Raw genomic sequence first — 22,705 nt, 5'->3', positions numbered from 1 at the left:
TAAACAGATCTACTGAAATGGACTACCCTGATATGAAGTTACAAAATTTATTTTCCTGTAAAGAAGATTCAGTTACAAGCTTTAAATCGATCCTAAGACAAGGAAAGTTAGAAGTGTCATGGGTTTTCAGTTGCGAACTATTTTTAACTTCTTCAAAAGCAAAGATGTGTTCAGTTACATTATAGTTGGTAAGTCAAAACAACGATCATTGTTTATAAAATTAATACTTTGAAGTGTAACATTAAGGAGTCCTGATGATTAAATGTCATCAGGACTTTTCTTTAATTTAAGGAGGTTATTTGTCTACTATTGGAGAACGAATTAGAAGCATACGGAAGCTACATAAGTTAAATCAAACTGAGTTCGCTATTACCATTGGAGTTTCTTAGGTGACATTGAGCGAGTTGGAACGATCGTTGTGTTCGTATAAATTATGCTGGTGATTTTCATATGGATTATCGTCTTAGCTAGCGTGTATACTTCTCAAGTTTACCAGACTGTAGTAAAAGGAAAAGGAAAAGGCATTACCATGAGCATGTCCCGTAAAGGAACGCCCGCTGACAATGCCCCTCGTTTCATTCCACACTAAAGTCTGAAACGTTCTACCTCGAAGATCTCAAGTGTACAAAAACGGCCATCGCCCTTTAGACCGTTCGAGACTACTTCACCTACTATAACTAATTCGGATTCAAGCTTAAGTCTAGGCAATGGCACCCTTCTTGAACTCTCACGAACTACAGGGCGATTAGTTCAAATATATGGACAATGGACTAAAGATGGACAGATTATCGGAGATAATTCTTTGAAAAGGAAGATTGATCATTTAAGCACGTTATATGCGACATTCAGTATATTGAGGAAATGGTTATGATAATTATATTATCGTAAAGTACAAGTTTCCAACTTTCTTTTTGGGACTAACGGGCTGTATGTTTGTTGCATAACACTGCATGAAAAGGAGGTCATCCGAGTCATTTTGGACGGCCTTTTTTATGTGTCATGACATATTCAAATCAAAAGGATACTAAACCAAGTCTTTGATGGTCGGAGTGAATTTCATAGATATTTCTGATATTTCATCAGGTGCATGTCTATCAATACATATAACTACCTTTTGTGAAAAAACTGTCATAACCGATTCGCACACAATTCTAGGCTGTTGAGAAAGAAATGTGAAAAAAAACAAATTATCAAGGTATTTTACCAAGAAGCGACTTACTTCGACATGTGGGTTGTGTTAAAAGTAATTAAGAAGAAGAAAACATAATTACATCAAATATATGAAAATTTTCCTAATTATTTTTTGTCTTTTTTCTCTAGTCAGGTTGCAGTTAAAATGCTTTTTAAATATGACGGTAGGAAGAGTGATTTATGGACAAAAGGATGGGCCAAAACACACTAACTGGGCGGCTAAAGGAGCAACCTAACACCTTTATTCATGATGAAATATTGTATCCTCAATTCAAATACGAGGTTCAACACCTGCTTCCCTATTATATTCAAATCGAAAAAGTCATTTCCATGGAATATACCCGCATGGGGTTGCTAGAACATGAAGCGTTGCAGCATATTTTGCTTCAATTGGACAAACTCGACATGGACACATTGGTAGGCAATCCTCAGGAAAACATGACGGATATCTTGTTTGCGATTGAACGTTATGTAGAACAGAATACCAGCCACTCTATTATAGCTTGGCATCTGGATCGAAGTCGTAATGATGTACAGGCAACAGCTCAGGTCATGCTTGCCAGAGACCAACTGCTCGATATGATGGAAGCTCTACTCTCACTCGCTGATGCTATTCATCCACTTGCACTGAAACATATCCATACCAAAATGCCCGGTTATACACATTACCAATCAGCACAAATCATCAGCCCGGGTTTTTATTTTGCAGCAATGCTGGAGCACATTGGACAAACGATTGGACGCTTTCAAAACCATTGGACAAGCCTGGATGAATGTCCGCTAGGCTCAGGGGCAATGTCAGGTCTGGAATTACAGTGGGACCGAAGGAACATGGCACGAATGTTAGGATTTGATCGGGAATGTCGTCATGCATTGATGGGTGTCGCCTCCAAGGATTTCATGCTGCTGATTGGTGCGGAGTTATCCAATGTGAGTGTGACGTTAACGCGATTTATGACAGATTTCATGAATTGGGGGAGTAGCGAATACCGTTTCTTGCAGTTGCCCGATCATCTGTGCGGCATTTCTTCAGCCATGCCTCAAAAGAAAAATTTTACTATTTTAGAACGAATTAGAGGGAAATTGGCTCATATTCCTGCATATTATCTCGATCTTGTGATGGGGCAACAACGAACTCCATATACCAATTTGGTTGAGACAGCAAAGGAGGGAGGTAGCCATTTTTTAACCATGCTTGAGACTATGAATAGCGCGATTCAATTGCTGACTCATGTCATTACGCATGTAAGCTTTGATCAAGAGCAAATGGAACGGGTTTGCAACGAGCAGTTTTTTGGCGGATTCTCCTTAGCGAATCAACTAACCTTGCAGTGCGATATCCCCTATCGAAATGCTCAGATCATAGCAGGAAAGTACATTACAGCCATGATTGAACAGGGGCGAAGGCCATTGGATGTTGATTCAGAGTTACTCCGAACGATATGCGCTGAGATGGGTTATGTCAGTCAACTTCAGGATGAGATTTTGATCCAATGTTTTTCCGCTGAATCTGGTTTATCTGCGAAGCGGTCTTCAGGATCTACTCACCCGGATCAGGTGGCAGAGCTTATATCCATTCAAGAACGGGAACGAGCGTTGACTTGGGAATATGTGCAGAATGTGAAGGAGAGAAGTCGAACTTATTTACTGACCTAGGGGGTTACCAGATGAGCTCATATTTGGAGGGGAAAAATGTAACAAAGTCGATTGGAGTTGGAAAATCATTCGGGACATTTGGTGAACTTCTTCAAGGGGTGGGAACCGATGCACAGAATTTCCTGATCACGCTGCCGATCAACCGATATTCACATGTAACATTTCAGTCACAGCCGAGCCTCCCCCACCTGATTGTATCTCCCAGTTACAGATCGAAGTCTAGACAAATCGCGCTTAGAATTCTTCAATTGTATGACCTTCCGATGGGAGGATTTATTGAGATTAACAGCAACATTCCGGTTGGAAAGGGTTTGGCCAGTTCCTCAGCTGATATTGTTGCAACTGCCCGAGCGATTGATCATTGTTTTGGTTTGAATCTGACCACAGAACAATTGGAGGCGTTAATCCAGGAGATTGAACCAACGGACGGTGTCATGTATGACGGTATCGTATCTTATTATCATCGGGCTGTGAGGTTACGTGAGAGTCTTGGCCCGGTTCCAAATTTGTCTATTGTAAGTATTGATGAAGGTGGCGAAGTTGATACAACAGAGTTCAATAAAATTTCCAGATCCTTTACTGCAGTGGAGAAGCTGGATTACGACCAAATGCTTGCAAGCATTTCTGCTGCGATAAAAGAAAATGATTTGAAGGCTATGGGGAGAATCTCCACTCAAAGCGCAATTATGAATCAGCGACTGCTGGAGAAAAAACAGATGGAGCAGGTTCTGGATATATGCAATGAGGTGGGCGGGTTGGGTATTGTCATCACGCATAGCGGTACCTGCATTGGAATTTTGCTGGACCAAACTGATGGCGAGTATTGCTGGCAATTACATAAGGCCTATCAACTGATGAGTTTACTGCATGGCGAGGTTACAATTTTTCATACCAATATGTAAGCCGTCTGAAAAACAGTTATTCATTCTGATCCACGGAAGGAGAATTTGAATGGAAACAGGTCAACGCAAGTCTTCAATTCCTGCATCCAAGCAAGAAATGCTCCAAAGATTGCTGCAACAAAGAGTGGGAAACACAGCCGTTTATACAACTATTCAGCCTGTATCGCGGACGGAATCTTCTCCGGTATCCTCTGCTCAAAAGCGTCTTTGGTTTTTGGATCAGTTATATCCACAAAACGCATTTTACAATATTCCTTTTCTATTTCGCTTCAAAGGAGAGCTGGATACGAGTGCTTTAACCAAAAGTCTTGAGCAGATGGTCAGCAGGCATGAGTCGTTGCGAACCACCTTTGCAGTTGAAGACGGGGAACCCGTTCAAATTATCCATGATCAGTCTGAATATCACTGGAGAATGAACGATGTAACCGATCTGCCTGAAGAACAGCGGGAACTCGCCGCCATGGAGTTGTTCCAGCGGGAAGCACAGACAGCGTTTGATTTATCGACAGGGCCATTGTTGCGTTCCGGTTTGATTCGCGTTCAGCCGGATGATCACTTTTTCATGATGAACATCCACCATATTGTTTTTGATGGTTGGTCAACAGGCGTCCTGTGCCAGGAATTGGAACTGCTTTATCGTGCGAATCGGAATGGTGAGGATGTGCCTCTGCTGCCTCTTGAGATTCAGTATGCAGATTATGCACACTGGCAGAACGAGCATCTGAAAGGAAGCGAAGTTCAGCAGCAGTTGTCTTATTGGGAGGAGAAGCTGAGTGGTAGTTTACCGGTATTACAGCTTCCATATGATTTTCCAAGTCCTTCTCGCCAAACGTTCAAAGGTGCATTTACTACCTTTACGATTCCATCTGAAATAAATGTTGCATTGAAGCAGATAAGCCGAACGTATGGAGCAACTCCTTTTATGGCATTTCTGACCGTTTATAAAATTCTCTTATATCGATATACACGACAAGCAGACCTGATCGTAGGAACGCCAATCGCCAATCGTAATATCAATGAATTGGAAGATTTGATTGGATTTTTTGTGAATACCTTAGTGATTCGTACATCCATATCCAGCGACATGTCCTTTGTGGACCTGCTGAAACGGGTACAGCAAGTAACACTGGATGCCTATGCGAATCAGGATGTGCCATTCGACACCATTGTTGAGGCCATTCAACCTGAGCGGAATCTGGGTGGAACCCCGCTATTTCAGGTGATGTTCAATCTGATTAACGATGTTCGGCTGAGTCTGGATGGGCTTCATGTTACCTCTCTGGAGATTGATAATCAAACATCGAAGTTTGAGATGGAGCTTACCCTGATTGAACACGCTGAAGGGATGTCTGGTGGATTTGAATATAGTACCGACCGGTTCAAGGAAGATACCATTACCGGCTTAATCCAGCACTATCTGCTGCTGCTGGAGTCCGTCGTTCGGCATCCGGATGTTCCGATTTCGCAGCTTCAATTTTTATCGAAACAGGAATGTCAGCTTCTGGAGCAATGGAATCAGACGACCGTGCCTTATCCGGATGACATCTGCTTGCACCAGTATTTCGAACGTCAGGTCAAACAGACACCTGATAAGAGTGCTATCGTCTTTAAGGACACTCGCTTGAGTTACCAGGAGTTAGATCGTCTGTCTAACGGGCTTGCTTTCAAGCTTAGGGAGCATGGGGTGGGCCCAGATGTTTGCGTCGGAATCTGTATGGAACGGTCATTGGAAATGGTCGTTGCGGTGCTTGGTGTTCTAAAAGCTGGAGGAGCTTACGTCCCGCTTGATCCACATTATCCTCAGGACCGCTTAATTTATATTTTGGAGGATACGGATGTCCCGGTTGTAATTACTCAATCCACACTGTTGTCGCTTATTGGGGAGGCTGGCACAAATCTGTTCGTTCTGGATCATATTGAAGAGCTTGAGCCTGTGGAAGAAGTCCCGGAGTCTGGTGTTGGTCCAGATCATATTTTATACATATTGTATACTTCGGGTTCAACGGGCAAACCAAAGGGCATCGTGATGGATCATCGCCCTATCGTAAATCTGATGGCTTGGCAAATGAAAAACCTGAAGTCACCGCAACAGGCGACCGTGCTTCAGTTTTCGACCCTGAATTTCGACATGTCATGCCACGAGATGTTTTCAGCTTTTGGCAGCGGAGGCACGGTGATTCTGGTCGATGAGCAGACTCGCAAAAATCCGGAGAGTCTACTTGAACTGATCATTGAGCATAAAGTTCAGCGTTTGCACTTGCCCTACATCAGCTTCCAGCAGCTGGCTGAAGTCGCCGAGCAGATCGAAGGCATCGAATATGAGATTACAGATATTACTGTTTCAGGAGAGCAGCTTCGCGTTACACCACAGATCAGAAACTGGCATAAAAAGCTTGGGAATTGCACGGTTCAGAATCACTATGGCCCAACGGAGACCCATGTCGTTACCGCATTTATGATTGAAGATATGGATGAAGTTAATCCGCTGCCACCCATAGGCAGAGCCATTGATAACTGTGAAATATACATTCTCGACAACGAACTTCAACCTGTCCCGGTTGGTGTATATGGAGAGCTGTATATTGGTGGAATATGTCTCGCGAGAGGATACTTGAATCGGGAGGAACTGATCGCGGACAGATTTATCCCTAATCCGTTTGCAGATGAGCCTGGTCAGCGTATGTATAAATCGGGGGATCTGGCCCGTTTTCTGCCAAGCGGTGATGTTGAATTTTTAGGGAGAATGGATGAGCAGGTCAAAATTCGCGGCTTCCGCGTGGAACCAGGTGAGGTGGAATCAGTCATTAGCACTTATCCTGGTATTCGGGAGACGGTGGTCGTGGCATACCAGGAACAGCAAGCACCACATGAACTGGTCGCTTACGTTGTAGTGGATAAGGATATTGCAGAGCCTGAATTAAGGGAGCACTTAAAAAAGAAATTGCCGGATTACATGCTTCCTACCATTTTCATGAAGATTGAGGAGATGCCGCTGACACCGAGTGGCAAGGTCAGTCGATCTGCTCTTCCACAGCCCAAACGCAACATGGGAGGAAAAAACAAGACAGCTCCTGTCACTGCAGCGGAAAAGGGTGTTGCCGCCATTTGGGTAGATATTCTCGAATGCGAAGAAGTTGGACTGGAGGACCAGTTTTTTGAACTGGGCGGTCATTCATTGCTGGCGATCAAGGTTATCTCTCGCATCCGAAGCGCGTTCCAGACCGATTTGCCGCTGTATACCATTTTTGAGTTTCCACAGCTTAGTGACTTTGCAGCACATTTAGTGCATTACCTGGCAACACAGCATGAACGTCTTTCATCGGAAAGTGAAAGTATAGTTCCAGTACCTCGCGAGCCTTATATGCCACTCTCTTATGCTCAGGAGCGAATTTGGTTTTTTGAGCAATGGCAGCAGGACTCATCCATGTATAACATCTCCAAGGCTTTACGTGTTATGGGGGAGTTGGACGAAGCAGCTCTGGAACAGAGCTACCAGCAATTAATTGAGCGTCATGAGAGCTTGCGAACCAACTTTGTGGATCAAGCCGGACAGCCGAAGCAAATGATCCATCCCTTTCGGTCCCTTCCGATTAGACGGGTAGATTTGCGTAATGACATGGATGAGCGCCAGTATGTCCGTCTCCAAGCTTTGATTGCTGAGGAGGAGCAACAGCCATTTGATTTGGCCAACGATCCGTTAATTCGAACGAGTCTGTATCGTTTGGACGATGAAGAGTGGGTTCTACTGCTGGTGGTACACCATATTATTTTCGACGGTTGGTCCATGTCGTTGCTTGAACAGGAATGGTGGGAAAATTATGATCGCTGCAAGCAGGACCCTTCTTTTCAAAGGGAAGCCCTTCCTCTACAATACGTGGATTATGCGATTTGGCAACGAAATATGCTTCAAGGTGTCCGTTGGGAAGAACAAATGGCCTATTGGAAAAACCAATTGCAAGGTAAACTTCCCATTCTGCAATTACCTACCGATCGGGCGAGACCTGCCCAGCAATCGTATAAAGGGGCGCATGTTGACTTTACTATAGATCGACGACTCGCCGAGAAAGCGAGGCAATTCAGTAAGCAGGAAAATGTATCATTATATATGACCCTGCTTACGACGTTCAAGGCCCTGTTGTATCGATATACTGGGGAGCAAGACCTTCTAGTTGGTTCACCCATGACCAATCGCAATCGGACGGAATGGGAGCAGTTGATCGGTTTTTTCGTGAATACATTGGTGCTCCGAACTAGTGTGTCTTCTGAGATGACGTGGAAGGATCTGTTGGGCAGGGTGAAAAGGGTCACGTTGGAGGCTTTCTCCCATCAGGAGATTCCTTTTGAAAAGCTGGTCCAAGAGTTGCAACCGGAACGTTCCCAGGGATTTTCGCCCGTATTCCAGGTGATGTTTTCCCTACAAAATATGCAACATGTAAATGATAGAGAGGCATTAAAGTTCAGCCCGTATAATCTGGAAAACATCAATTCGTTGTTTGATATCAGCATGTTCATTGAGGAGGGCCACGAGCTTCAAGTCACGATTGAGTATGGGGCTGCTCTGTTTGAACGAGGAACCATCGAGCGGTTCGCCCAGCACTATTCACAGTTACTGGAGAGCATGATACAGCAGCCGGAAACATCGATTGCACAAGCTTCCCTGTTGACCGAACAGGAGCGGAGGAAACTGCTCGTCGACTGGAATGATACGGCGAGGTCCGGGGTAAGTCATAGGGCCCAGGAGCAGGACATCTATCAGCAATTTTCGCAAGCTGTCCTTCGTCATCCACATGCTGTCGCCATTGAGGATGGAGAACGAACAATCACGTATGAAGAGCTTCAGACCCAAGCTCAGACGATTGCATGCATGTTATGGGATGCACAAGCTGAGGCGGGTACAGTCATTGGTTTGTACATGGAGCGTTCGATAGAACTGGTGGCGTCCATGCTCGGGACGTTGAGGGTAGGCGCCTGCTTTGTGCCGATCGACCCTGAGTACCCAGCAGAGCGTATTCGCTGGATGGTGGAGAACAGCAGGATACCGATTGTCTTGACGCACTCCGATTTAATGGATGGTTTGCCTATTGATCATGATTGTGTGGTAGCCGTGGACAAGCTGCAAGGAATACAGGTGGAACGTGTCTCCCAAGAGGAAGTTGGACTACCTTCGAAGTGCATATCCATGGAAAATACAGCTTATGTAATCTATACCTCGGGGTCTACGGGTAAGCCCAAGGGAGTCATGATTTCGCAGCGTTCGCTTGCGGATCATGTTCAGACTGTCATAGAGGGGAACCGTCTGAACGATAACGACCGGATTGTGCAATTTTCAGCGATCAGCTTCGACTTCTCCATCCATGAGATGTTTCCAGCGCTTCTCACAGGTGCAACGCTCGTACTGCGTCCGAAATCGGTATTAGATACGCATGAGTTCGTCCGCTGGTTAAACGTGAAAGAAATCAGTGTACTTTACTTGCCTACAGCTTACTGGCATTTGCTCGTCAGCGAGTGGGATGAAACAGATGCTTTTCCAGCGTCTTTGAAGCTGGTATCCGTCGGCGGAGAAAAAGCCTCCATAGCCATATACGAAAGATGGAAGCAGATTACGCAGGGACGTATTCGCTGGAGCAATGCGTATGGGCCGACAGAGGCAACGGTAGCGGCGACCACTTTTTATGATGATATGGATAAGCTGCATGAAGAGCATGAGGACATTCCGATTGGCAGACCTTTACCGAATACACAGCTATACATTCTGGATCACTTGCTTCAGCCCGTACCCATTGGTGTTGCAGGGGAATTATTTATAGGCGGAGTGAGATTGGCCCAAGGCTATCTGCATCAACCGGGGCTAACCGACAAGGCCTTTATTCCTCATCCGTTCCAACAGGGGGAACGCTTGTATCAAACCGGGGATTACGTTCGTTATCGTGCGGACGGCCAGATCGAATACATCGGAAGGAAAGATTCGCAAGTCAAAATTAGAGGGTATCGCGTCGAACTTGGAGAGATTGAGTCTTGTTTGGAACAGTTACCACAGGTTGAACAGGCTTTGGTGACGGTGAGAGATGACTTGGATGCCTCCGGGCAGCAACTTGTCGCCTACATCAAATGCAAAAATGGAGAGGCTGTTCTGGATACCATCCGCCATGATGCCAAGCAGCTACTGCCCTCTTATATGCAACCATCCTTCTACGTGACATTGAAGAATTTCCCGTTTACGGCGGGTGGAAAGATTAATCGCGCGCTTCTTCCGAAACCGGATGTAGGTTCAGCGGAAAATACAGGTTCAGTGGAGCCTGCGAATGAAACAGAGGAACGCTTGTCTCGGATCTGGTGTCAACTCCTTCATCGAAAGGGAGTTGGGACGAAGGAAAACTTCTTTGAGATAGGTGGCCATTCTCTGCTTGCAACCCAGATGAACTCTCTAATCCGCAAGGAGTTCTCCAAGAACGTACCCATTAAAGCGATCTTTGATTCGCCAACGATTATGGAATTGGCTCAGATTATCAGCAGTATTGAAGCGGAAAACAAAGTGGAAATTCCGAAAATTTCAAGAATGCCGAGGGGCACGAAAGCGTGAAGCCACCATCTAAGGAAAAAGGGGACTGACCAATTGAGTACAACGATTAGCAGTAACCATTATTTGTTTCCAGCGTCCTTTGCTCAAAGACGAATATGGTTTGTTCAGGAGACCATAACTGATCCTTCTGTCTATCATGTGCCGCTGCTGTATAAGCTTGACGGACCCGTTGATCTCGAAGTACTTCAGCGCTCTATTAACAAACTGGTGGAGCGTCACGAATCCTTCCGAACCTATTTTACAGTGGAGAACAATGACATCATGCAAGTCATCATTCCCGAACTGGACTATGTCATCAGTCATATTCAATTACCGACCGAAGCTGTCATGCGAATTAATGAGCGGATAATGCGGGACATACGCAGTCCGTTTTCATTGGAACAGGCCCCCCTTTTCCGGATGGTTCTTTACTCCATTAGTGAACAGGAACATTACCTTTTAATCAACATGCACCATATTATTACGGACGGTTGGTCCTATTCTGTCTTCATGCGGGAGCTGAGTTTGCTGTATTCCGCTGGACGACAAGGAAAAGAGGCTGAGTTACCAGAGCTGCCGATCCAGGTAGCTGACTTTTCGCAATGGCAAAGAGAAAGCCTGCAAGGCGAAGGGCTGGAGAAACAAATGCAATTTTGGGAGAAGCATCTGGAAGGAGAACTACCTGTTCTGGATCTTCCTGTTGATCCAGCAAAACCACTTGTGATCGATAATACAGGAGCTTCTCTTGAATTTCACATTCCTCTACAGCTATCTGAGCGCTTCGCGCAGTTATGCAGCAGCAGCGGTACGTCGTTATATATTGGGCTCTTGGCTGTATACCAATTGCTTCTGGCTCGTTATTCGGGTCAAGACCATATTATTATCGGAACGCCTATCGCCAATCGGCATCACATTGAGCTTGAGAACGTCATTGGGATGTTTGTGAATACAATGACCTTGCGTGCTCGTCTGCATGACAATCCTACCTTTCGGGAAATGCTGATGCAGCTACGAAAGACTGCATTAGAAGCTTACGAGCATCAGGATGTACCCTTTGATATGCTCGTTGAAAGACTGGCCCCGGAGCGTAGTCTCGGACAGACACCAATCTTTCAGGCGATGTTCTCGTTTCAGAATCATCCGAAGCTAGAGCTCGATTTGCCACATATCGATATTAAGCCGGTTGAGTTAGATCTGGGTACAGCCAAGTTCGAATTGTATCTAGACGTTGCGGAATCGTCAGCTGGACTACATGGCATATTCGAATACCAAAAGAATTTATATGATGAGGCTCTGATTGAACAGCTATCTGTCCATTATGTGCAACTCATAGAAAGCATTCTGGAGGATACGGAGCAGCAAATATGGCATATTCCTTTTATGCATGAACAAGAGAAGCGGTCTATAAACGAACAACTGTATCAGCAAAAGGATACGAAGATCCAAGTACCGAGTTCGACATGTGGCCATCATTCGTTTGAACACTGGGCTGTCTTGCAAGCGGATACCATTGCCGTTCGTGATCAAAGTGAAGCAATGACCTACGCTGAACTTAATCAGAGAGCCAATCAGGTTGCGTGGTATATGCGTGAGAACGGGGTTGTTCCCGGCACGGCCGTAGGACTATGGCTTGATCCATCCATAGACCTCGTTGTGAGTATGTTGGGCGTATGGAAAGCAGGGTGCTGCTGCGTTGCGTTGAATTCTGAGCATCCTGTAGCACGGAATACTATGATGCTGCAACATGCAGGTGTATCATGCATTGTTACAAACGAAAACAACGTCCGCAAAGTCCCGCAAGCAGGACAAGAGATCTTTTGTTTGGAACGGATTCCTGACATCCCTGCGTATGCTGCCAATCCTGAGGTACAGGTGGCTGCACATGATGGAGCGTATCTGTTCTGGAATGCTGGAGCATCTGGTGCTTCACAAACTGTCGCTGTCCCTCATTACAGAATTGTGCAGCTATCCCAATCGGCAACGGGAACGTTTGATTTGAATCAGGATGATGTATGGGCCATGCTTCATGCAGTGGACAGTGAACTTGCGTTATGGGAAATATGCGGAGCGTTGTTCAATGGAGGAACACTGGTTATCGTGCCTGGATGGATTGCCGATCAACCTAAATATATGAATGAACTGCTGATTCAGGAAAAAATAACGCGTCTTACACTAACTCAGGCTTCATTTCTCGCCTGGATCAGGCTGGATGAAACCAATGCAAAAGGGAAGTTGGACCTTCGTACGATTTTTATTAAAGGAAAGAACATAACCATACCTTCATTGAATGGGTGGTTAGGTCGTCATACCCGTCACCAGCCGCAACTCATTCAAATAAACAGCCTGAGCGAACTGGGGGGCGTGGTCAGTAGTCGTATCATTCCGGCTAGTGGAAATTCATATGAACGACCAGATCGAGGAATTGGTGCACCATTAACTGGGCGGGTGCTGTATATTCTTGATGCCAGTGGCGAGGTTGTGCCGATGGGTGCCGCGGGTACACTGCATGTGAGCGAGCCGGATTCGGATCATGCAAGAGCGTTTCACGCCAGTCACCTCGATGAGCGATGGAGCTATCGTTCAGTAAACGGCGAGCCCGGTGTATGGTTATATCGTCTGGACGATATGTGTCGCTATTTACCGAACGGAGAGATCGAATGCTTACGTCATTTGGATAACCAAGCGGAGCTAGGTGAATATATCGTTCAGCTTGATGAAATACGAATGGCGTGCCTTCATCACCCGGCTGTTCAGGAAGCAGCAATTCAGGTACAGAGAGACGAATACGGTGTTGAGTATGTGATGGCTTACCTAGTTGCTGTGACTGGGCAGACTGTTCCCGTACAACAGGTTCAGCATGATCTGCGGGACAAGCTCCCTGAATATATGGTTCCGGGAACGTTGCTTTGGGTGGAACAACTGCCTCGATTGACCAGCGGTGAGATAGACTATGATCTTCTTCAGAGTAACACGGAACATAAGTCGAGGCGGTCCGCTTATGTGCCCCCAGCCAATCCAATTGAGGAGAGCCTGGTAAACATATGGGAGACTGTGCTTGAAGTTTCCAGGATCGGCGTCAAGGACAATTATTTCGTCTGTGGAGGAGATTCAATCCGGATGCTGTCGATTATTGCTCTTGCCAAAGATGCCAATCTCTATTTCGGTATCAGGGACTTGTTATCTCATCAAACAATCCGGGAGCTTGCCCCTCATGTATTGATGAATCAGGACATCGTCAAGCTTACAGACAAGAGGTTTGATCTGGTGCCTGAAGAGGACCTTGCCAAACTGCCTGAAGAAATAGAGGATGCGTACCCTCTTACACAACTGCAACGAGGCATGTTGTTTCAAAGTGAGCTGCATTCGGGGTCCAGGTTGTACCATGATCTCATTCAATTTTCCATAAAGGGTTCCTTCCATAGGAAAGTATGGGACGAAGCCTTCCAGATGTTAATCAACCGTCATCCGATCTTGCGTACGACGTTTGATCTCTCGAGTTACAGTCTTCCTCTGCAATTGGTGCATACAAAAGGCAAGCTGCCTATCAAGTATGTAGATGTAAGCGATATGGACCCTGACACACAACAGGAAATGCTTCAGGAATGGGTGGAGCATGAAATGGATACATCCTTTGATTGGAGTCAGTCGCTCCTGCGTGTCGTTCTGTTGCAGCGCGCGAAGGACTGGGTTCAACTGATCGTGTCCATGCATCATTCCGTACTGGATGGCTGGAGTGTGGCCCATTTTACAGCAGAGTTGTTCGGAACAGTGGATCACCTTTTGCAAGATCAGGTATTGGAGCCTGCTCCACGATTACAAACGACATTCAAGCAATATGTGAGAGAGGAATTGAACGCATTACAATCCCCCGAGCACAAGGAGTACTGGGAGGGAAAACTGGACGGCTTTTCCCGAATTAGGCTTCCACAGTGGGAACCGGCAGATACAGCTCCTCCCGTCATGAAGCTCAAGGAGGTGGACATATCGCCATCTCTTTCACGTGACGTGCATGAACTCGCACAGAGGACGCTGATTCCGATCAAGAGCTGGCTGCTGGCCGTTCACATACACATTTTAAAAACATTAACCAATCAGCGGGACATCACAACGGGAGTGCTGTTCCACGGTCGTCTTGAGCAGAAGGATGGTGATCGCGCCCTGGGCTTATTTCTGAATACACTGCCATTTCGCATGCAACTGGACGGAGGGACCTGGGCCGCCATTGCGGAAAAAACGTGGGAAACCGAAAAGGAAATGCTGCAATATCGCAGATATCCTATGGCCCAGATCCAACAGGATACCGGAAACGGCAAGTTATTTGAGACATTCTTTAATTTCACTCATTTCTATGTATCTGAGCAGAAGCTGGGTTCCTATGGGAAACTGCACATTGTTGAGGAGCCGGGATACGCCGATAACAGTTTTCCATTTGGTGCTGAATTTTCGCTGGATGGTGAAAGTGGTGAATTAAGGCTGGCGCTCCGTTGGGATCAGGTGCTGTTCAGCGAAGAGCAAATGAGCCGAGTTGCCGGATACTATCAGATGGCGCTCCGTGCAATCGTTCATCATACCTATGAAGTCGCTGATCACGACACCTTACTGTCTGTTGAGGAACTTCAGGAAATAGATAACTGGAATCAAACGGAAAACCATTTTCCCCAGGTCCATCTGCTGCACAAGTTATTCGAGCAGCAAGTGGAGAGCACACCTGAGCAGCTTGCTCTTGCTTATCAAGGTCAACGCTTAAGCTACCGTGAGTGTAATGAACAAGCGAATCGGCTAGCTCATTACTTGCATAAACATGGAGTTGGGCCAGATGTGAAGGCAGGTATATGTTTGGAACGATCCACTCAACTGGTCACCAGTCTGATGGCTATTCTGAAGGCGGGCGGCGCCTACGTACCGATTCATCCGCATCATCCGGCAGTTTTCGTTCAGGAGCTTATTCAGGATGCTGATCTTGGGCTTGTCGTGACCAGCGAAAAGTGGGCTTCATTATTTGAAGGATACGCTGGAACAGTTCTGTATATGGAACGGATTCATGAGGAATTAGCCACCGAGTCTGCATCGAATCCCATTGTCCCGTGCCTGCCTGAGCAGCTTGCATACATGATATATACCTCCGGCTCTACGGGAAGACCCAAAGGGGTGTTGATCGAGCATAAAGCGATTGCTAACCGTCTTCTCTGGATGCAGAAAGAATATCGATTAACCGGAATGGATCGGGTGCTTCAGAAAACACCATTTACATTCGACGTCTCCGTATGGGAGTTTTTCTGGCCGTTGATTTCGGGAGCGGGATTAGTCATTGCAGAGCCTGAAGGGCATAAGGACCCGGAATATCTGGTTAAGCTCATTCAGGAAGAAGAGATTACAACGATACATTTCGTGCCTTCCATGCTGCATGCTTTTTTGGCTCAACGAGGAGTAGAGCAATGTACCACACTGAAAAGGGTCATTTGCAGCGGGGAAGCACTTACGCATATGTTAAAACAACTATTTTTTGAAAAGCTGTCGTGTGAATTGCATAACCTGTATGGACCTACGGAGGCTGCTGTTGATGTAACCAGTTGGTCATGCAAACCGGAAGATATCCACGTTCCAATCGGTTATCCCATTGCCAATGTCTATCTGCGGATACTCGATGAACGGATGTTGCCTGTGCCTGTCGGTGTACCTGGTGAGCTGTATATCGGCGGCGTCTGCCTGGCACGCGGATACCATCACCGGCCGGAATTGGATGCGGAGAGATTTATACTCGATCCACTCCGAACCGAGCCAAATGCACGCCTGTACAAAACAGGGGATGAAGCCAGGTATCTTCCGAACGGAGCTATTGAATATATAGGTCGTCTAGACCACCAGGTCAAAATACGCGGTCATCGTATTGAAATGGGGGAGATTGAGGCCAGATTGGGCGAACATCCCGGCATTGCGGAATGCGTGGTATACACGACCAGTGACAATCGGCAGCATGTGCAGCTAGTTGCTTGCATCGTGCAAAGCAACCCGAATGCTCCGCTGGTTCGCAAAGACTTGTACAGCTTCTCAAAAAATCGCATGCCTGAGTATATGATCCCTGCTCATTGGATGTTCATTGATAAAATGCCGTTAACGACTAGCGGAAAAATAGACCGGAAGGCGCTCCCGCAGCCCAATACGGACCCTGTGGCAGAACTGAATGATGCATTCCAGCCGCCAAGGAATTCCTATGAGCACCAATTATCGGATATTTGGAAACAGGTTCTTCAAATCGCTGCTCCAGGCATCAGGGACTCATTTTTCCACCTGGGCGGTAACTCATTACTCGCGATTCAGCTCATGGCCAGAGTAGAACAGGCATTTGACCGCAAGCTGCCATTATCAACGATTCTAGAGTATGACACGATCGAGCGGTTAGCCACACTGCTGAGTCAGGCTCCGACAGGAGAGCCAAAACCATCATCTCTTGTTGCTTTAAATGCTTCAGGTTCCAGAACGCCCCTTTATTGCATTCATCCTGTAGGTGGAAGCATCGTATGTTATAACGCTTTTCCACAGGCTTTGGGAGCGGAATGGCCTGTTTACGCCATTCAGGACGAGCATTTGAACGGACCCATGAACTATGACATGCCAGAGCGTTCCTTCTCTTCGATTAAGGATATGGCTCATCAGTATATTGCACAGATCAGGGCTGTGCAGGCAACAGGACCCTATGCCTTGTTAGGTTGGTCATTCGGCGGTATTGTGGCGCATGAAATGGCCTGCCAGCTTGAACAGGTGGGAGAAGAGGTCGAGATGCTGATGCTGCTTGATGCAAGACTAAGGTCTCATGACGAAGCAGCGTTTGAGCTTTCGGAGAACGAATGGAAGGAACATTTCCTGCAGGACCTTACAGGCGTACAAATGATAGGGGATCGTTCTGATGAGCGGAAAAAAGAGTGGAGTCCTGATGAGGAGCATCTGAATCATTTCTATACTCTGTTCAAATCCAATTACAGGGCGATGCACGAGCATGTTCCCCAATGGTTTGGTGGTACGTTAACCTGGTTCAAGGCCCAAGCGGAGGAACGTGCTCTGTCTATGGAGGGTGACTGGAGCAACTATGCCAAGCAAGTAGATAGCATCATGCTGGACGGGGATCACTATTCCATGATGAATCCCTCGAATATTGCACGGATTGCAGCGTATCTGAAATCCTATACCCATGAAGCGAAGGAGTCGGTCTGATGTCAGCCCAATTGCGATATATAACGCTTAGAAATAGCGACGGACAATATTCTATCTGGCCTGTGGAGAGAGAGCTTGCATATGGCTGGGAATACGCGGGCTTTGAAGGAACGGTCGAGGAATGTCTGAAGCAGATCGAAGGCGTCTGGACGGATATGCGGCCAGTAAGCCTGCAGCCTAATCCTTCATTTGTCAGCGATTTAGTGAAAGAGGGATGTATTCAGGAAATTTCGGAAACGGAGCCAGCCCCATTTTGGAGCGGGAGCGTCATCCCTTTGAATCCGTCTTCCTGCATCCATCACTTGTTCGAACGCCATGCGCAAGCGAATCCTGATAGCGTTGCACTGACCTATGAATCCACACATATGACTTACCGTGAACTGGATGAAGCTGCTGAAGCTCTCGCAAACAGGCTGGCAGAGTTTGAAGTTGGCCCTGACAGCATCGTTACGGTTCTTGCCAATCGTTCTTTTGACCTCGTGATTTCGTTATTAGCCATCCTAAAGGCAGGGGGATGCTACTTGTCGCTCGAGACAAATGTTCCGCAGGCAAGGCTGAATTTTATCCTTGAAGATGCTTCGCCCTGCCTGGTTATTACTCAAAGCTGCTTCAGTGAGCGGTTCGAAGGACATTCGATACCTGTACTGCTGCTGGATCATGACAAACAGACTTTTGTTTCGGCCCATAGGCGGAAGAAAGCAGAAGTGACACCAGAGCACTTGGCTTATATTAGTTATACATCAGGTTCGACAGGCACGCCGAAGGGCGTATGTGTACCGCATCGGGCGGTTTCTCGTTTAGTCGATAATGCCAAGGATTTCTCGTTTACACCCAATGATGTATTTTTGCTTGTTTCACCGGTCGCTTTCGACGCTTCCACGTTTGAACTTTGGTCTCCTCTTACCAATGGCGGGCGGCTGGTTATCTACGATTGCGGAGTGATACGTCCGGACCTGCTGTCTGAAACGATCCGAACGGAGGGAGTAACGACCGTATGGCTAACCGCTGGATTGTTTCAGGTAATGGTGAATTCCTATCTGGATATGTTTAAGGGGCTTAAACATGTGTTGGCAGGTGGGGATGTGATCTCGTCTGCACACCTTGAGCTGCTTCTGGCAACCCATCCGCATCTGACGTTCACCAATGGATATGGTCCAACGGAGAATACGACATTCTCGGCCTGCTGGACCACCACGACGATGACGACCCACCCTACTGTCCCGATTGGTTCACCGATCAACGGAACGTGGGCAATCGTCTGCGATGAGAATCTGAATCCGGTGCCCCCGGGACAGGAGGGTGAATTATACGTTGCTGGGGCAGGTTTAGCGAGAGGATATCTGAATAATCCGGCAGAGACGGCGAGCAGATTCATGCCAAATCCATGGAGTAAAACAGCCGGGGCCCGAATGTTGAGAACAGGGGACCTTGCTCGGTGGTTTGAAGACGGAAGCTTGGAGTTTATCGGTCGTGCAGATCGACAGGTTAAAATTCAGGGATACCGGGTAGAGCCGGATGAAGTCGAAATGGTCATCACCAAACATGGAGATGTTCAGGCTGCCGTAGTTACAACACAAGAGGACGGGTTGGGCAACAAGCGTCTGCTTGCATATGTTGTGACCAACGCTTCTCCAGATGAGGAATCTGGGAAGCTGACCGGGTTGTATGAATACCTGAGTCAGCAGTTGCCTCCTTACATGGTTCCATGGGCCATCATGCCGTTGGCAGAATTGCCGTTAACGCCGAACGGGAAGGTAGACAGGGGACAATTGCCTGCGGCTGTGCGCTCTCCTCGCAGATTGGGCACACCCTATACTGCGCCGAGAAATGCGATGGAATCGGAACTTGTCAGACTATGGGGAGAGAACTTGTTGGTGGAGCCTGTCGGCATTCACGACAACTTCTTCTCACTTGGCGGCGACTCGCTGATCCTGTCTGAACTGATCGTTAATATGGAGAACTTACTGGAAACGGTCATACCTGCCCGCTTCCTTTATACGAAGCCGACGGTTGCGGAGCTTGCTGTCATGATCGAGGATAGCAAACCGGTCACACAAGGCTAACTCAAGGAGGATGGATACATGCCAACAACCAATGCCCCAAATACATCACAAGTGAATTTAGCCGAAGTCAATTTGCTCGACCCTCGGTTATATAGCCATGGGGAGCCTTACGCTGTATGGGACGTTATGCGCCGTGAGGCGCCTGTTCATTGGCAGCAGGTTAATGAGGAACTGGGATTTTGGTCCATTACGAAGCATAGAGATGCCATTCAAGTTTTAAAAGACTACAACACATTTACTTCGGAACAGGGCAGCTTGGTGAACCTACTGGGAACAAAGGACCCGGCCGGCAGGAAGCAAATGGCGGTCACAGACCCACCGCGTCATACCCAGATTCGTCGCCCGCTCCAGCGCGGGTTCAATCACAATTCAATTGACAAACATGAGGAACAGATTCGCAAGACCATCCGCAGATTGTTATCTCCTTGCTTGGAAGCGGACGGAGTAGACTTTGCCCGTGCCATGTTCGAGATGTCCATTGCCGTGAGTGGATGCATGTTGGATCTGCCTGAAGAGGATTGGCCGATGCTGACGCAGCTTACCACGATGGCCATTGCTCCTGATGATGAAGAATACATGTTGGTCGAGGGGAGTACCGCCACCCTGCAACGAGCACATCGGGAGTTGTTCGGTTACTTTCTGGACATCGTTAGTGAGCGTCGTCGCTCTCCAGGCGAAGACTTGATCAGCATTCTGATGAATGTGGAAATGGATGGAGCCAAGATAGATACGGGGACCGTGATTTCCAACTGTTACAGTATTTTACTCGGAGCAACGGTCACTACACCCCATGCTGCCAGTATCTCTTTTTTGGAACTGGTCAAAAAGGATCTGTACAGTGAGTTTGCCTCCCACCCGGAATGCATGGACAGTGGACTCGAAGAAGTATTTCGCTGGTCTTCTCCAGCCAGTCATTTTATGAGATACGCGACGCGTGATGTTGAAATTAGGGGAACGCAAATTAAAGAAGGCGATGCTGTTGTTGTGTGGCTTGGCTCGGCTAACCGAGATGAGGATATCTTCGCCGATCCCTATACCTTCGACATTCGGCGAACGCCAAATCCGCACATTGCCTTTGGCAGCGGTCCCCACCACTGTATCGGTCACAAAACGGCGAAGCAGACGATGACCATGCTGTATGAGGAGCTATTCGCGAATTACGAACGCTTTGACATCATGGGACCCGTCGAATATTTGGGCTCCAACTTTATTAGCGGCATCAAACATATGCCTGTTCGAGGGTATGCACGAAAATCGTAAGGAGTGGATAAACTTGGAATACGTTATTGAAGAAGCGGAAATTCAAAACAATCCATGGCTCCTCAGAGAGCCGTCCCCATTTGCCAAAGCACGTTTGTTCTGTATACCCTACTCCGGCTGCGGTGCAAGCATGTATCGCCACTGGCCTGAATTCATTGGCAAGATCGAAGTATGCCCGATCCAGCTTCCTGGTCGCGAGAACAGATTTCATGAACCCACTTATTCATCCTATGAGCAACTTGCAGAGAATTTTAATGAAGCACTACGCCCTTATATGGATCGTCCCTTTGCGTTTTTTGGCCACTGTGGTTCGGCGTTACCCAGCTATGAGGCTTCCGTTCAATTGATGCGTAATGGAGGGCCATTGCCGTCACACTTGTTTATATCATCCCAAGTCGCACCCCATGAAGGCCCCTATGGCCGGTTTCTGGAACTGGATGATCAGGAGCTTGCAGTGGAGATCGAATTGCTCATTCATAAAATGGGGGGCAAGGCTTTGCCTGACATTGTTGAGCTGAACACCGGAATCATGCGTTCTGATCTGGAAGCGAATCGCAGTTATAAACAAGATTGCCCCGAGACTCTTCCTTTTCCGGTAACCGCTATCGGCTGGAATAGAGACAAAGAGGTGAACCCGTCCCTATTAGGCGGCTGGAAAGAATACGGACAAGCGTCCTTCAAAGTGTTGGATGGAGATCATCATGATTTCCTCCAAGCCCCGATGGAGTTGCTAAGTACCATTGCCGAAGCGATGAGGCGCTATATTTAATCGCATGAAATGAACATCTTGCTTTTAGTCTGGAGGAGACGGTATGTCTGATTTTTCCAAGATTGAACTTCGCAGCGATACCTTTACTCTGCCTACTCCTGAAATGCTGGAAGCCATGTTTCAGGCTGAGCTTGGGGACGATGTGTACGGTGAAGACCTTACTGTAAAAAAGCTGGAATTGAAGGCAGCTGAAATGCTGGGAAAGGAAGCGGCCATTTTTATGCCCAGCGGCACGATGGCTAACCTTGCTTCTATTATGGCCCATTGCCCACGTGGATCCAAGGTACTCGTTGGTGATGAGTCGGATATTTATATTTATGAAGCAGCGGGGGCGAGTGTTTGTGGAGGGATTATGTACGAACCAATCAGCACCCAAGCTGATGGGCGTCTTGATCTCGAAGACCTGCAAAAGGCAATTCCCCGGGACCCGGAAGACCCGCAATTTGCTTTGCCGGGGTTGCTTTGCCTGGAAAATCCCCATAATCGCATGGGCGGACGAATATTGCCACTGTCTTATCTGGAGGACATTCGGGCATTTGCCAATGAGCATCAAATCCCTGTGCATATGGATGGTGCCCGCATCTGGAATGCCTCTGTAGCAATGGGAATACCGGTAGCTGCGATTGCCGATTACGCCGAATCCCTCCAGTTTTGTCTTTCCAAGGGCTTATCTGCTCCCATTGGATCAATGGTTGTTGGCAGCGAGGCGTTCATTCGAAAGGTATACCGAAATCGCAAAATGCTTGGCGGAGGCATGCGACAGGCAGGCATAATTGCAGCAGCGGGATTGGTTTCCTTAAACAAAATGGTATCGCGGCTGGCGGAAGATCATTTGAATGCCAAACGGCTCGCGGAAGGATTATCGTCCATTCCGGGTATTGCATGTGATCCTCAGACTGTAGAGACCAATATCGTTTTTTTTCGCGTAACCGACCCCCGATTTACGTGGGAGAGCTTTGTACAGAAATTACATCAAAAAGGAGTACACGTCGATGAGCTTGGACATGGCCGTATTCGGGCAGTGACTCATGTAGGAGTCAACTCACAGCAGATTGAGGAGGCATTGCATCATATGAGGGATACACTGGCATGAACA

The 22,705-nt window shown here is 47.2% G+C and carries 8 protein-coding genes and 1 pseudogene; all 9 read left to right on the top strand.

Annotated elements, in window-relative coordinates; translation table 11 throughout:
- Window positions 1-469: 469 nt before the first annotated feature.
- Window positions 470-645, top strand: a pseudogene (locus tag JNUCC31_RS10600) (IS3 family transposase); the annotation flags it as partial.
- A gap of 726 nt (window positions 646-1,371) precedes the next feature.
- Entirely contained in the window at window positions 1,372-2,847 is a 1,476-nt protein-coding gene (locus JNUCC31_RS10595; RefSeq protein WP_192271046.1) for an argininosuccinate lyase, read from the top strand.
- A gap of 11 nt (window positions 2,848-2,858) precedes the next feature.
- The gene (locus JNUCC31_RS10590) at window positions 2,859-3,749 is read left to right on the top strand and encodes a GHMP family kinase ATP-binding protein (RefSeq protein WP_192271045.1); all 891 of its coding nucleotides are present in this window, start codon (window positions 2,859-2,861) and stop codon (window positions 3,747-3,749) included.
- A gap of 49 nt (window positions 3,750-3,798) precedes the next feature.
- A complete protein-coding gene (locus JNUCC31_RS10585; RefSeq protein WP_192271042.1) occupies window positions 3,799-10,329 on the top strand; it encodes a non-ribosomal peptide synthetase in 6,531 nt (2,176 codons plus the stop codon).
- 33 nt (window positions 10,330-10,362) lie between these two features.
- A complete protein-coding gene (locus JNUCC31_RS10580; RefSeq protein WP_192271040.1) occupies window positions 10,363-17,517 on the top strand; it encodes an amino acid adenylation domain-containing protein in 7,155 nt (2,384 codons plus the stop codon).
- Window positions 17,517-19,580: an amino acid adenylation domain-containing protein gene (locus tag JNUCC31_RS10575; protein ID WP_192271038.1), complete on the top strand. Its 2,064-nt coding sequence runs from the start codon at window positions 17,517-17,519 to the stop codon at window positions 19,578-19,580. The genes JNUCC31_RS10580 and JNUCC31_RS10575 overlap by 1 nt, the downstream gene beginning before the upstream one ends.
- An 18-nt stretch (window positions 19,581-19,598) precedes the next feature.
- Window positions 19,599-20,840, top strand: a complete 1,242-nt coding sequence (locus JNUCC31_RS10570; protein WP_192271036.1) for a cytochrome P450 — start codon at window positions 19,599-19,601, stop codon at window positions 20,838-20,840.
- Window positions 20,841-20,853: 13 nt separating this feature from the next.
- Window positions 20,854-21,609 (top strand): thioesterase II family protein, encoded by a 756-nt coding sequence (locus JNUCC31_RS10565; RefSeq protein WP_228469614.1) that lies wholly within the window; start codon window positions 20,854-20,856, stop codon window positions 21,607-21,609.
- Between the two features lie 43 nt (window positions 21,610-21,652).
- The gene (gene ltaE / locus JNUCC31_RS10560; RefSeq protein ID WP_192271032.1) at window positions 21,653-22,702 is read left to right on the top strand and encodes a low-specificity L-threonine aldolase; all 1,050 of its coding nucleotides are present in this window, start codon (window positions 21,653-21,655) and stop codon (window positions 22,700-22,702) included.
- The last annotated feature ends 3 nt before the right edge of the window (window positions 22,703-22,705 follow it).

The organism is Paenibacillus sp. JNUCC-31, assembly GCF_014844075.1.
Lineage (GTDB): Bacteria > Bacillota > Bacilli > Paenibacillales > Paenibacillaceae > Paenibacillus.
Note: the sequence above shows the minus strand (reverse complement) of the source record. Positions and strands in the feature narration are given on the sequence as shown.

Bases quoted from the DNA above. Each gene is read 5' to 3' on its own strand.
- JNUCC31_RS10595 (WP_192271046.1), top strand. From the start codon at position 1,372: ATGGACAAAAGGATGGGCCAAAACACACTAACTGGGCGGCTAAAGGAG.
- JNUCC31_RS10590 (WP_192271045.1), top strand. From the start codon at position 2,859: ATGAGCTCATATTTGGAGGGGAAAAATGTAACAAAGTCGATTGGAGTT.
- JNUCC31_RS10585 (WP_192271042.1), top strand. From the start codon at position 3,799: ATGGAAACAGGTCAACGCAAGTCTTCAATTCCTGCATCCAAGCAAGAA.
- JNUCC31_RS10575 (WP_192271038.1), top strand. From the start codon at position 17,517: ATGTCAGCCCAATTGCGATATATAACGCTTAGAAATAGCGACGGACAA.
- JNUCC31_RS10570 (WP_192271036.1), top strand. From the start codon at position 19,599: ATGCCAACAACCAATGCCCCAAATACATCACAAGTGAATTTAGCCGAA.
- ltaE (WP_192271032.1), top strand. From the start codon at position 21,653: ATGTCTGATTTTTCCAAGATTGAACTTCGCAGCGATACCTTTACTCTG.